This window comes from Lentzea sp. NBC_00516 (assembly GCF_036346835.1).
Lineage (GTDB): Bacteria > Actinomycetota > Actinomycetes > Mycobacteriales > Pseudonocardiaceae > Lentzea > Lentzea sokolovensis.
Genome location: NZ_CP107840.1, coordinates 4,327,755 through 4,341,104, shown reverse-complemented (window position 1 = coordinate 4,341,104; position 13,350 = coordinate 4,327,755). Strand labels below are relative to the sequence as shown.

The 13,350-nt window shown below is 71.0% G+C and carries 10 protein-coding genes; 8 read left to right on the top strand and 2 right to left on the bottom strand.

What is annotated here, in order from left to right; all coding sequences use genetic code 11:
* The first annotated feature begins 14 nt into the window (after positions 1–14).
* The 7 genes from OG205_RS19265 to OG205_RS19235 all read left to right on the top strand — a co-directional run bounded on the left by OG205_RS19265 (position 15) and on the right by OG205_RS19235 (position 11,059).
* A complete protein-coding gene (locus OG205_RS19265) occupies positions 15–1,712 on the top strand; it encodes a 3-hydroxyacyl-CoA dehydrogenase family protein (RefSeq protein ID WP_330277614.1) in 1,698 nt (565 codons plus the stop codon).
* Between the two features lie 74 nt (positions 1,713–1,786).
* Positions 1,787–2,236: a hypothetical protein gene (locus OG205_RS19260; RefSeq protein WP_330277613.1), complete on the top strand. Its 450-nt coding sequence runs from the start codon at positions 1,787–1,789 to the stop codon at positions 2,234–2,236.
* Positions 2,237–2,389: 153 nt separating this feature from the next.
* Positions 2,390–4,987, top strand: a complete 2,598-nt coding sequence (locus tag OG205_RS19255; protein WP_330277612.1) for a helix-turn-helix transcriptional regulator — start codon at positions 2,390–2,392, stop codon at positions 4,985–4,987.
* The gene (locus OG205_RS19250) at positions 4,987–7,659 is read left to right on the top strand and encodes an ATP-binding protein (protein WP_330278191.1); all 2,673 of its coding nucleotides are present in this window, start codon (positions 4,987–4,989) and stop codon (positions 7,657–7,659) included. Before OG205_RS19255 ends, OG205_RS19250 begins: the two co-directional genes overlap by 1 nt.
* 351 nt (positions 7,660–8,010) lie before the next feature.
* A complete protein-coding gene (locus OG205_RS19245) occupies positions 8,011–8,682 on the top strand; it encodes a PAS domain-containing protein (protein WP_330277611.1) in 672 nt (223 codons plus the stop codon).
* A 6-nt stretch (positions 8,683–8,688) separates the two neighbouring features.
* Positions 8,689–10,044, top strand: coding sequence for an aldehyde dehydrogenase family protein (locus OG205_RS19240; protein ID WP_330277610.1), 1,356 nt, complete (start codon positions 8,689–8,691; stop codon positions 10,042–10,044).
* Positions 10,045–10,057: 13 nt separating this feature from the next.
* Complete coding sequence (locus tag OG205_RS19235) at positions 10,058–11,059, top strand: beta-ketoacyl-ACP synthase III (protein WP_330277609.1); 1,002 nt, start codon at positions 10,058–10,060, stop codon at positions 11,057–11,059.
* A gap of 49 nt (positions 11,060–11,108) precedes the next feature.
* Here the strand turns inward: OG205_RS19235 and OG205_RS19230 are convergent, their stop codons facing one another.
* Positions 11,109–11,513 carry a DUF6069 family protein gene (locus OG205_RS19230; RefSeq protein ID WP_330277608.1) on the bottom strand — a complete coding sequence of 135 codons (405 nt, stop codon included), beginning with the start codon at positions 11,511–11,513 and terminating at the stop codon, positions 11,109–11,111.
* A gap of 25 nt (positions 11,514–11,538) precedes the next feature.
* Positions 11,539–12,249 (bottom strand): Crp/Fnr family transcriptional regulator, encoded by a 711-nt coding sequence (locus OG205_RS19225; protein WP_330277607.1) that lies wholly within the window; start codon positions 12,247–12,249, stop codon positions 11,539–11,541.
* A 108-nt stretch (positions 12,250–12,357) separates the two neighbouring features.
* On the opposite strand from OG205_RS19225, the gene OG205_RS19220 reads away from it, so the two are divergent.
* A complete protein-coding gene (locus OG205_RS19220; protein ID WP_330277606.1) occupies positions 12,358–13,278 on the top strand; it encodes a PucR family transcriptional regulator in 921 nt (306 codons plus the stop codon).
* The last annotated feature ends 72 nt before the right edge of the window (positions 13,279–13,350 follow it).

The window sequence follows — 13,350 nt, the reverse complement described above, 5'->3', positions numbered from 1 at the left end:
GCTAGGAGACGGACATGCTCGTGATCGGTGTGGTGGGGCTCGGCAGCCTCGGGGAGGGCCTCGCGAAGGTCCTGCTCGCGAACGGGGCCGAGGTGATCGGCGTGGACAGCGATCTCGGCGTGCTGGCGCGCGTCCACGACAGGCTCGGCGGTCCCCGGCTGGGCCTCGCGACCGAACTGGTCGACCTCAAGCGGGCCGACCTCGTCATCGAGGCGCTGCCGGAGGACTTCGGCGTCAAGGAGACCGTGCTGCGGCAGCTCGTCGACCAGTGCGCGCCGGGCACGGTCTTCCTCACCGCCACCTCGACGCTGTCCGTGGCGAAGCTCGCCATCGCGTCCGGCGCGCCGGACCGCGTCGTCGGACTGCGCTACTCCATCCCGCCGCCGTACGGGCGGCACGCGAGCCTGATCGGCACGTCCATGGCCTCCCTGGAGGCGTTTCACCTGGCACGCAAGGCAGTCCAGCTGGCAGGCACCGAGCTCGTGAGTCTCGGCTGCCGGCCCGTCGAGGCGGCCACCGCGCTGCTGTACGCGTGCATCAACCGCACGATGAACCTCGCCGACGAGGGCTACGCGACCGTCGAGGACCTCGACGCCGCCCTGAAACTGGGCTGTGGCCTCAAGTTCGGCCCGCTGCACCTGGTCGACCTGATCGGACTCGACACGGTCCGCAAAGCTCTCCACCACCTCCACGCCAGCACCGGCTCCGACGCCTACGTTCCGTCCCCGCTGCTGGTCCGCAAGGTCGAGGAAGGCCACCTCGGGCGGAAAACGGGCAGCGGCTTCCACCGGTACGACGACCGCGGCGAGATCCAGCCGCCGCCCCGCCACCGCGTGAGCGCCGGCGAACCGCGCGAGATCCGCCGTGCCGGTGTCGTCGGCGCCGGGCTGATGGGCCGGGGAATCGCGGAAGTCCTGATCGTGGCGGGCATTCCCACCACGCTCGTCGCCCGCACACCGGACAAGGCCGAGATCGCACGGCAGCAGATCTGTTCGTCGCTGACCAGACTCGTGCGGAAAGGCAGGATGTCCGAACAGGACCGCCAGGACGTCCTCGCGAGGCTCACCGCCGGCACGAGCTACGAAGAGCTCGCCGACGCCGACATCGTCATCGAGGCCGTCGCCGAGGACATGGCCGTGAAAAGCGCTGTGCTGCAAGGCATCGACGCCGCCGTCAAACCCGGCGCCATCATCGCCACCACCACGTCGAGCCTTTCCGTCACCGACTGCGCGAACGCCACGAGCCGCCCGCAGGACGTCATCGGGCTGCATTTCTTCAACCCCGCCCCGGCCATGAAGCTCGTCGAGATCGTCCGCACCGGCCACACCGCCGACGACGTGCACGCCACCGCCCACGCGCTGGTGAAGTGGCTGCGCAAGACCGGGGTGGACTGCGCCGACCGGGTCGGGTTCATCGTGAACCACGTGCTGTTCCCGTACCTCAACGACGCCATTCGGATGCTCGGCCGCACCGACGTCACGGTCGACGAGATCGACACGGCGATCGTCACGGCGTTCCACCATCCGATGGGGCCCTTCACCCTCCTCGACACCATTGGCCTCGACATCTCGCTCGCCATTCTGGAGACGCTCAGCGCCGCCTCTCCCACCGGGGAACCCGCGCCCGCCGAGGAACTGCGCCGGCTCGTCGCCTCCGGTCACCTCGGGCAGAAAACGGGCAGCGGATTCCGGCTCGGGAACAAAGGAAAGTGAGACATTCCCCTGGCATTGAACGCGGTACAACGGCATCAGGCAGCACGTCGTTCGCAGAGAGGTGGTCATCAACGATGGCCGAGGAGGTCGGCACCCGACGGCGGCACGTGGCGATCTTCGCCAATCCCGCGCAGGGCCAGGCACTACCGGCGCTCGCGGTGATCGAGGAACTGGTGCGCCGCGGCTACCGCGTCACCTACGCCACCTCGTCCGAGGTCGCCGCCCGTCTCGCACTGAGCGAGGCGACCGAGGGCAGGTGGGACGTGGTGGGGTTCCTCGACGACAGCACGTCGCCGATCTCGCTGGCACGCGGCTACTTCGCGGGCGACCTGCCCGACCTCGTCGTCTACGACAGCACCGCCGTCGACGTCGCGAGGGCCGCCGCCGAGACGTGGGACGGCCTGCCCGACGACGACTTCGTGGACGCGGCCTTCCGCGAGTTCCTCACCCGCTTCGGACTCGCGTTCCTCCCGGAGAATCCGCGCCTCTACCGGGTTGTGCCGGGCCGCGTGGTGGCGTATTAGTTCACTGACTGGAACCAGCGGTGGATTCGCCACCCGCACAATGCGGAATCACCGTGCCAGACTTTGACACTTGCCTCACGGAGTTTGCGGTCCGGTCACCTGGGGCATTTATCCTCAGCGCAGGGTCACTCTTCGAGCCTGAGGCGGTAGGCGGTGGACGACCAGTCGGAGCTCTTCGGTCGTGAGAGCGTGCTCACCGCGGTGGCGCACCACACGACCGCGGCTCGCCGTGGCAGGGGCGCGCAGGCCGTGCTCGTGCGCGGGGGCCGTGGCTCCGGCAAGTCCGCCGTCCTGCGCCTGGCGGCCGCGACCGAGACCCGTGCCGGGACAACGGTGCTGAGCGCGGGCGGCCGCGGCGAACGCCTGCCGCTCACCGTCGCCCGCCGGCTGCTCGCCCAGGCCGGCACGGGAGTTCCGGAACTGACGGACACCTCCGCCGCCTCCTTCTACCGCGTGTACCGGGGCATGTGGCGTGATGTCGTGACGCTGGCGCGAAAGTCGCCCGTCTGTCTCGTCCTCGACGACCTCGACGCGTGCGATGACGCGACCGTCCGCTGGGTGGACTTCGTGCTGCGCAGGCTCGGCGACGAACCGGTCAGCCTGGTGCTGTCGCAGAACTCGCCGCTGCACGTGGATCTGGCCAGCGCGCACGTGGTCGACCTGCAGCCGCTCACCACGCCGCAGGTCGCCGACATGATCTCCACGACCCTGCACTTCCCGCCGGACGCGGTGTTCACGAACCTGTGCCTGCGCCTGTCCGGCGGCATCCCGAGCCACCTCACGACCGTGCTCGCGGACATCCGCGCCGCGCGGGCGTTGCGGCAGGAGTCCGTGGAACTCGTCGCCGCCCGGAGGCTGCGCGACCTGCCGGAACACCTGCGCGCCATCGCCACGGCGCTCGTGGTCGTCGACCGCGAGGAACTCGTCGGGCCACTCGCCGGGGTCTCCACGCGGGTGGCCGAGAACGGGATCTCCACCCTGCGCCGCCGTCACCTGCTCGGCGACGGCCTGCCCGACCACGTCCGCGCCTGGTACCGGGCGGGAGTGCTCGACGTGCTCGACCCGGCCGAGGCCGCCGAGCTGCGGCACCGCGCGGCCGTCGTGCTGGACGAGTTCGGGCACGACGCGGGCGCGGTCGCCGACCAGCTCGTCCACCTGCCCGCCGTCGACGCGCCCTGGATGTCGCAGGTGCTGCACGAGGCGGCCGCGGGCGGGCAGCCCCGCGACGCGTCCCGCTACCTGCGCCGGCTCGTCGAGCTCAGCCCGGACGACGTCGAGCTGCGGGTCACCCTGGCGACCGAGCTGTCCCGGCACGATCCCGCACAGGCGTGCGAGCATCTCGCCGCCGCGTTCCACCGCACCACCGACCCGGATCTGCGGGCCGCGCTCGCCGTCAAGCACGCGCTGACCGGGCGCACCCGCTCGTTCTTGCGGCTGGCCAGGGATCCCGCGCTGTCCGCGGACCTGGTGACGCTGCTCGACGCCGTGCAACTGTCGATCGACCTCGACGACGCCCGCGTGGCCGCGGCGGCCGTCGCCAAGGCCACGCCACCTCCGGCAGGAGACACGACGGCACAACGGTGTCTGCTCGGCGTCGTCGCGGAGGCCGTCATGCGCGGCGGGGAAACGATGGACGCCGCCGTCGGGTACGCGCGGGCCGCCCTCGCCGACTCGGAGGCGCTCACCGACTGGTCGATGCTGTCCGCCGCAACGGTTCTGCGCGTGGCTGGTCATGCCGGGGAAGCGCTCTCCGTGCTCGACCGGGCCGTGGACGCCTTCTCCGGCAACGGGGATTCGCTCGCCCGCTGCCGATCACTCGTGCAGCGCGCCCTCGTCCACATGTCGCTGGGCGATCTCCCGCGCGCCACCCAGGACGCGGCGACGGCGGTCCAGTCGATGCGCGACGGCGGCTGGCGGCTGCCGCGCGCGATCGTCCTGCTGGCCTGGCTGTCGTTGCAGACCGGCAACACCCCGCTCGCGGAGAAGCTGCTCGACGAGGTGGACGAGGACGACGTCCGGCACCTCACCCCGGTCCACCGCGAGTACCTGCGCGCGTCCGGCTGGCTCGCGGTCGTGCGGGACGACCTCCCGCTGGCGGCCGAACGGATGACGGCCTGCCAAAAAGTGATGTCCGCGGTCGGGCTCAGCGACCCCGGCGCGCTGCCGACGTGGATCGACGTCGTGCAGGTGATGACGCTGGCCGGACGGGACGCCACCGCCGCCACGCGCGAGGCGGACCGGCTGGCCAAGGCGTGGCCGACCAGGGAGTCGGCCGCGTTCTCCCTGCTGGCACAGGCCTACGCCACGACCGGGCTCGGCGCGATGGACATGGCCAGGGCCGCCGCGGACGGGTTCGCGGCCGTGCCGTCGCTGATCCAGCAGGCACGGACCGAACTGCTGCTGGGCCAGCGGTGGGCGGGCGTGGACGATCCCCGGCAGGCGCGGGCGCACCTGCGGGCCGCGGTCGGGCTGGCGTTGCGAGCGGGCAGCAGGGCGCTCGCGGACTCGGCCAGGACGATGCTGCTCGGCGTCGGCGGGCGGATGCGCGTGCCGTCCACTGTGGACGGGTTGGCGGTGCTGACGGCCAGTGAGCGCAAGGTCGTGGACCTGGCGGCGGCCGGTGTGACGAACCGGGCGATCGCAGACCACCTGTTCGTCACGCTGCGGACCGTCGAGGCGCACCTGACCCGCGCCTACCGCAAACTCGGGATCTCCAGCCGCGCGGAGCTGGCGGACTACCTGGCCTCGTGATGATCCTGCTCGAACGCACCGGCGAACTGCGCCGGCTCACTCAGGCGCTGCACCGCGCACGCCAGGGAAACGGTGGCCAGGTCGTCATCACCGGACCGCTCGGCTGCGGCAAGTCCGCGCTGCTCGACGCGATCCGGACGCAGGCCACCGGTTTCCGCGTGCTCACGGCCACCTGTTCCGCACTGGAGCGGGACTTCGCGTTCGGCGTCGCCCGCCAGCTGCTGGATCCCGTGCTGGCTCAGGACAGCGCGCGCCTGCTGAGCGGACCGGCCGGCCTGGCCAGGCCCGTGTTCGAGGAGGACACGCCGGTCGACTCGGTGTTCGCCGTGCAAGAGGCCGCGATCAGCGGACTCACCGCGCTGGTGCGGGCGATCGGCGCGGAACAACCGGTGCTGCTGCTGATCGACGACCTCCACTGGGCCGATGACCCGTCGCTGCACTGGCTGATGGCGCTCTCCGCGGCACTGGAGAGCGAGCCCGTGCTGCTCGTCGCGGCCACCAGGGACTGCGCGCGCGGACTGATCGGGAGCACTGAGATCCGGCCGGAACCGTTGTCGCCGCAGGCGATCGCCGACCTCGTCGAACGCCGCATCGGCCAACGCCCCGACGAGGAGTTCGTCTCCGCGTGCCACGCCGTGACCGGCGGCAACCCGATGTTCCTGTGCGCGGTGCTGCGCCACGTCACCAGCCCCACCGCCGACCAGGTCCCGCACGTCCGGGAGTTGCGGCCCGCGCGGCTCAAGGAACGGCTCGTGCGCGACCTCACCACCCAGCCGCGGTTCGCCCAGGACTTCGCCAAGGCCGCGGCCGTGCTCGGGGAGGACGAGCTCGTCGGCCGGCTCGCCGGGCTCACCGACCGGCAGGCGCACGAGGCCCAGCGCGTCCTCGACCAGGCCGGTCTCGTGCTCTGCAGGCCGGTTATCCGGGACGCGATCGAGGAGTCGATGCCCGTCGGCGAACGCGACGACTGGCAGGCGAAGGCCGTGAAGCTGTTGCACGACAACGGCAGGCCCGCCGAACAGGTCGCGGCCCGGCTGCTCACCGTCACCTCCGCGCAGGGCCCGTGGGCGATCGAGGCGCTCGGCGAGGCGGCCGCAACGGCGTTGCGCAGAGGCGCACCGGAGGTTGCCGCCCGCTACTTGCGCCGCGCATTGCGGGACGTGGCAAGGGATTCCGTGCAACGTGCCCGGCTGCTAGTCGATCTCGCCACCGCCGAACGGCTCTTCGACCCCGCCGCGTCCGTCCGTCACATCTCCTACGCCGTGCCGTTGTTCCGCGAGGTCGAGGAACGGGCGGCCGCGCTCGTGCGGATCGCGCCGACCGCCCTCGGTTCCGCGCCCCGGCCCGTGCGCGACCTCATCGACCAGGTCGCCGCCGGCCTCGTCCACAACCAGGAACTCGCGTACCGGCTCGAGGCACGGCAACGGTATGCGTGGCACTCGGATCCCGCGTCGCTCGCCGACTCCGCGCAACGCCTCCGGCAGATCAGCGGCGCCACCCCCGGCGAACGCGAACTGCAGATCGTGCTGCTCGACGCCGCCATGCTCACCGCCCGCCTGCCCGCGCACGAGGTCGCGGCCATCGCACGGACCGTGCTGCGACAGGAACCGCCGCATCCCCAGCACGTGCACACCGCGCTGCCATTGCTCATCAAGGTCCTCGCCGCCGCCGACGCCGCGCACGAGGCCGTGCCGTGGCTCGACCAGGCGCTCGGGCAGGCGACGACCACCGTCGAGCAGGCCCTGATCCGCGCCCAGCAGTCGTTCGTCCTCATGCACCTGGGCAAACCGGGGGAGGCGCGCGCGGCCGCCGAACGCGCCGTCGACCTCGCCGTGCTGGACTGGCGCGGTGACACCACGACCGCCGCCATCGGGCTCATCGCCGTCGCGATGGACCTGCGCGATCCCGGGCTGATCGCGAAACTCCTCGCCTCCCGGCCCGATCGCGACGAACCCGCGGGCGTGGAGGCGGTGTACCGGATGCTGCACGCGATGGGGGAGGCGTTGGCGGGGGAGCACGCGCAAGCGCTCGAACGTCTCCAGGACTGCGGTCGCGTGTTCGACGCCGTGGGGTGGCGTAATCCTGTGCTGCTGCCGTGGTGCGTGTACGTCGCACGGCTGCATGCACAGCTCGGAGACTTCGCGGCCGCGAGAGAAGCGGCGGCGGCCGGCTGGGATCGCGCCGTCGAGTGGGGCGCGCCGCTCGGCATCGGGCGGGCGCTCACCGTGCTCGGCCGCTACACGCCCGGCGGCCAGGGCCTCGAGATGCTGCGCGAGGCCGTCGAGGTCCTGCACGCCAACCCGTTCGAACGGGCCAAGACGCTGCTGCACCTCGGCGCGCGCGAACGTGCCGACGGCGACCCCCAGGCGCAACGCCACCTCGGCGACGCGTATCAGCTCGCGGTGGAAAGCGGCGCCGAAAGACTGGCTCAGAGAATCGCGAAGGAACTCGACGGTAATTCCCCCGGCATCGTCGTGGCGCTGACCCGCGCCGAGTTCAAAGTCGCCGGTCTCGTGGTCCGCGGTCTCACCAACGCCGAAATCGCGGACGAACTCGACGTGACCTCGCGTGCGATCGAAAAGCACCTCACGAACTCGTTCCGCAAGCTCGGCATCCGCCGGCGCACGGAACTGGCCGGCGCACTCGCCAGGGCCTACCCGCCCGACGCGTAACACCGGCGACACATCTACGAATTTCTTGTGCGCATGTGCCGCACAGTTGAGCTGTCCCTCAGTTACCGCGCGGTGGCGTCTCACTCGGTCGCGCGGGCATCTTCGCAGTTCAGGGCCGTATCGCGTCATCAGGTGAGACGCAGCCGAAACGCCCTACCGAAATACGCGGACGCCTCCCCGAACCCCCGGCCCACCCCTACCACAACATTAGGGGCCACCCCTCACACCTCGTTGACCGGGTTCGGCAGATCTTCCTACGATTCAACGTGTCAAGGTGAGATTCGGGAAATAGTTCTAGATCGCCTCGATGCCGCCTCAAGTTTCATTTCTGCACGAGAGGGATTCTCTCTGATGCACACTGTTGCCGCTGGTTCTCTCGCCACCGACCCGATCGTTGTCCCGGACGCGGACGTGTTCCGCTCCCTGCTCGAACGCTCTGGTCTCTGCCTCGCTCGTCTCGACCTGCAGCTGCGCGTGGTCGAGGCCAACGACGACTTCGTGACCCAGTTCGGCCACTCCCGCGAGTCACTGCTCGGCCGCAGCTTCTACGAGCTGCTGCACCCCGGCGTGCACGGTCCGATGCGCAAGCAGTTCGACCGCCTCGTCGAGGGCCGCCGCCAGCGCTTCGTCGAGCACCTCGCCGGCATCGGCCCGCGCCACGCCGTCTTCACCGGCGACATCACCGGCATCGCCGTCCACGACGTGCACGGCGGCCTGGTGCAGTTCGTCGTCGTCGTGAACCCGGAGAAGGGCGAGCAGCCCAACGCCGTCGTGGTCGACCGCAACCGCATCCTCACCGACCTCGACGCCCGCATCCTGGAGGGCATCGCCACCGGCGAATCGACCGTGCGCCTCGCGTCGCGGCTGTTCCTGTCGCGCCAGGGCGTCGAGTACCACGTCGGCACGATGCTCAAGAAGCTCAAGGCCCCCAACCGCGCCGCGCTCGTCTCGCGCGCCTACAGCCTCGGCGTGCTCAGCGTCGCCAGCTGGCCGCCCCGGGTCTCCGCCGACTACATCAAGTAGGCCGTCGTGGAGGAGATCCTCGACCGGGCGGCGGAGGCCGCCCGTGAGTGGGGCACGACCCGGCCGGACGAGCGGGCGGCGGCACTCGACGCCGTCGCCGAGGCGCTCGACCGCGAGACCGGCGACCTGGTCGCGCTGGCCGAGTGGGAGTGCAGGCTCCCCGGCGAGGGCCTGCGCGCGGAGGTGGCCCGCACCACCTTCCAGCTGCGCTCGTTCGCCGCCCACCTGCGCTCGGGCGCGGTCAACGGGGTCGTCGTCGACCGCGAGGACCCGTCGTGGCCGGCCGGACCGAGGCCGGACCTGCGCCGCATGCTGGTGCCGCTCGGACCGGTCGCCGTCTTCGGATCCACCTCGTACCCGTTCGCGTTCTCCGTGGCCGGCAGCGACACCGCGTCGGCACTGGCCGCCGGGTGCCCGGTCGTGGTGAAGGCGAGCCACAGCTATCCCGATCTCGCCGACCGCACGGCCGAGATCGTCGAGGCAGTGCTGCCCAAGGGCGTGTTCGCGCTCGTGCACGGGCAGCGCCGCGCTCGTCAGCTCGTGCTCGACCCGCGGATCAAGGCCGTCGCGTTCATCGGCAGCAGCCGCGTGGGCCGCGAACTGCACCACCTCGCCGCGACCCGGCCCGAGCCGATCCCGTTCTACGGCGGGTTCGGCAGCGTGAACCCGGTGTTCGTGACCGCTCAGGCCGCTCGCAGGCGCGGCCGGGAGATCGCGCGCGGGTTCGCCCAGGCGCTGGCGCAGCAGAGCGGGCAGCTCTGCACGAAACCCGGACTTCTCGTCGTACCAGAGGCTTTCGCTGACGACGTCGCCGCCGAGGTGCGCGCGTTGCGGGCGGAGCCGTTGTTCAACAAGCTCGTGGCGAAGCGGTTCGAGACCGGTGTGGAGGCGTTGACGGAGTTCCTCGACGTGCTCGTCGCGGGTGGCTCCGTGGCGGGTGGGCACGCGCCGACCCTGTTGCGCACCACCGCCACCGACGTCCTGAACGGCCACGACGAGGTGCTCAGCGAGTGCTTCGGGCCCGTGTCCGTCGTGGTGACCTACCGCGACAGCCACGAACTGCTGGAGCTCGCCGCCACGTTGCCGGGACAGCTGACCGCGACCGTGCACGGCGAGGACGACGACGTTCTGCCCGAACTGGTCAGCGAACTGACCGGGCGTGCCGGGCGGATCGTGTGGAACCAGTGGCCCAACGACATCGCGACGACCCCGGCCATGCACCACGGCGGTCCCTGGCCCGCGACCACGTCGCCGTTCCACACCTCCGTAGGCGTGCGGGCCGTCGAACGGTTCCAGCGTCCCGTGGTGTTCCAAGGGTTTCCCAGCCGCTTCCTCCCGGAAGTCCTGGCTGACGAACGGTGAGGAAGGTCGGAGAATGCGCGCAGCGGTGGTCGCGGGACTCGGGTCATGGCTCCCGCCGCGGGTGGTCACCAACGACGAACTGACAGCCAGGCTGGACACGACCGACGAGTGGATCAGATCGCGGATCGGGGTCGCCACGAGACACGTGGTCGAACCCGGCATGGCGACCTCGGACCTGTCGGTCGAGGCGGCGCGGCGGGCACTGCGGTCGGCGGGCGTGCCGGGCGCGGGAGCGGTGATCCTCGCGACGACGACACCGGATCGGCCCTGTCCCGCGACGGCTCCGGAGATCGCGTCGAGGCTGGGACTGATCGACGTCCCGGCGTTCGACATCGCGGCCGTGTGCACGGGGTTCGTGTACGGGCTGGGCGTCGGCGCCGGGCTGATCACGGCCGGCATCGTGGACAGCCTCATCATGATCGGCGGCGACGCCTACTCCACGATCCTCAACCCGCAGGACCGCACCACGTCCGTCATCTTCGGCGACGGCGCGGGCGCGGTGGTGCTGCGGGCGGGATCCCCGGACGAACCGGGCGCGCTCGGGCCGTTCGACCTCGGCTCCGACGGCGACCTGTCCGACCTGATCACCGTGCCTGCAGGTGGCTCGAGGCAGCGGTCGTCGCGCGACATCGTGCCGCACGGCGACAAGTTCTTCCAGATGGAGGGCCGGGAGGTCTTCGCGAACGCGGTCGCGCGCATGTCCGCCGCGTCGCGCAACGCGATCAAGCGGCAGGGCTGGGTCGCGTCCGATGTGGACAGAGTGATCGCGCACCAGGCCAACACGCGGATCCTGGACGCGGTGTCGGCGGAACTCGAGGTCCCGCGCGACAAGTTCATCTCCAACATCACCGACGTCGGCAACACCTCCGCCGCCTCGATCCCGCTGGCCCTCGCGCACGGTGTGCGGTCGGGGGAGCTGGAGGCGGGGCAGAAGGTGCTGCTCACGGCGTTCGGCGGTGGCCTCACGTGGGGCGCCACGTCGCTGGTGTGGCCGGAGCTCAGTCTTTCGGAATGAACGCGAAAACGGCCGGGAGGACATGCCCTCCCGGCCGTTCTCGGTGCTGCTAGACCGGAAGGACCCGGCGGAAGATCGGCACGGACACCGCTGCCACGACGACGTGCATGACCATCAGCGCGAGCACGCCGACGATGCTCGCACCCGGCAGGAAGAAGACCGGGACGTCGGCGAGGAACGACACCACGACCACGATCGGGACCAGCTTGCCGAGCGTCCGCGCGGGATCCTTGGCGCGCTTGCGGATCGTCGCCCACGCGATCGCGGCGATGATCACCCCCAGCGCGGTCAGCACGACGTAGCCCTGGGGTTTCAGGCCTTCGACGGCGTTCGGGTCGGCGCCCAGCGCCTGCGCCAGGTACGACACGACGGCGTTGCCGATCGAGGCCAGCACGATCGCGGCCACGACTCCGAGCACGACCTTGCCCGTGCTGGTCCGAGTTTCTGTTGTCACGTGAGGATCTCCCTGCGTTGTCGGATCAGCGCTGCGAAGGCACAGCGGGCATGCCCACGCGGACCCGGCGGGACAGCTGGGCCGGGTCGGTGAGGAAGATGCTCTTGCGCTCGATCGAGATCCAGCCGCGCTGGGCGAAGTCCGAGAGCGTCTTGTTGACGGTGTCGCGGCGCGATCCGACGTACTGGCCGAGTTCCTCCTGGGTGAGGTCCTCGATCATCAGCACCGCGCCGCGGCGGTCGGTGCCGAACCGTCCGGCCAGGCGCAGCAACGCTTTCGCGAGACGCGCGGGGGCGTCCATCTGCACGAGGTCCATGCGCATCTGGTGCGACTCGCGCTGCCGGCGGGCGATCTGGCCCAGCAGTCGTTCGGTGATCTCCGGGCACAGCGCGAGCCACTGCGTCAGGTCCGCCCGCGAGATCCGGCCCGCCCGCACGTCGGTGATCGCGACCGTCGTCGACACCGACGGTGCCGCGTCGAACAGCGTCGGTTCCACCAGGAGATCGCCCGCGCAGTGGAAGTCCAGCACCAGCTCGCGGCCGTCGGGGGAGGCACAGCACGTCTTCGCCTTGCCCGACCGCAGGACGATCAGGTCGTCGGCGGGGACCCCGAGCCGCAACAGGACGTCGCCGCGGCCGAACTCGACGGGGGCGAGGGCCTGCGCGAACTGGCGCCAGGCCTCGTTCGACGGCGAGAGGATCGGCGGCCGCGCCGGGGCGAGCAGCTGAGGTGCCATGCACCCGACGTTAGGGTCGCGGGAACTGGCGTGCCGCTGGAGAACGCTGGGGGTTTCCCCACTGCCCGCGCTGAAATCCTTCATCGGTGCGAAAGAGGGGAGGGACGCGTGCTCTTCGACGTCGGTCGTCTGCTGCACGAGGAGTTCCTCGCCGTCTACCGAGCCGCCGCCGCTGACGCCGACGGCTGGGAGGACGCCGCCGTGGCGGTGGCGCACCGCGTCGGCTCCCGGCTGCGTTCGGCGAAGGTCCCGGTCGCGCACGTGGTCGTGGCCTTGCGGTCCACCGACAGGTTGCTGACCGAGGCCATGCTGGACGACGGCGGTGACGCCCGTGCGCTGGCCGCCGCCGGAACCGCGCTGGCCGCCGAGCTGATGTCGTCGTTCTGCGCCGCCGACGACGGGCCGGCGGACGCGGTGCTCGCCGGTGACGCACCTGATGGCGCGGCCGCGTTCTACACCGTCGTCTCGGTGCGCGGAACCTTGGTGGACAGAGTGGTAAACGCTTTCCGTCGGCACGGCACGGTGCTGCGGGCGTCGTCCGGTCACCTGCTGCTGCCGGTCTCCGAAATGGCCGCCCTGGCGTTGTGCCGGGAGGTGTGCGCCGAGATCGGTGGCGAGGTGTGGCTGTGCGTCGCGGAACGGCCTGCCGCCCGCGTTCCCCTGGCGCGCAGGGAGGTGGACGAGATCGACGCGCTCGTGTCGTCGCTCGCCCGGCCGCCGGGTGTCTACCGGATCGACGACGTGCTGTTCGAGAGCGCGATGACCCAGACGCCGGAGGTCCGCGACGAGCTGGACAAGGTCGTCGCGCCGCTGCTCGCGAACCCCGTTCTCGTGGAGACCGTGCTGGCGTTGCTGGAGGCCGACGGCAACCGGGCGGTAGCTGTCAGGAAGCTGTTCATCCACCGCAGCACCATCGACTACCGGTTGTGGCAGATCGAGGAGCTCACCGGACTGAGCCCCGTCAACCCGCGTGACCTCGCGGTTCTGGGCACGGCGATCGGGACGAGCCGCGCGAACGCCTGGGGCTGAACGGATTCAGCTCGCCACGGTGAACGTCAAGACTCCCTCAAGCCACCTGTGCCGACTGTCGACAGTTCCCTA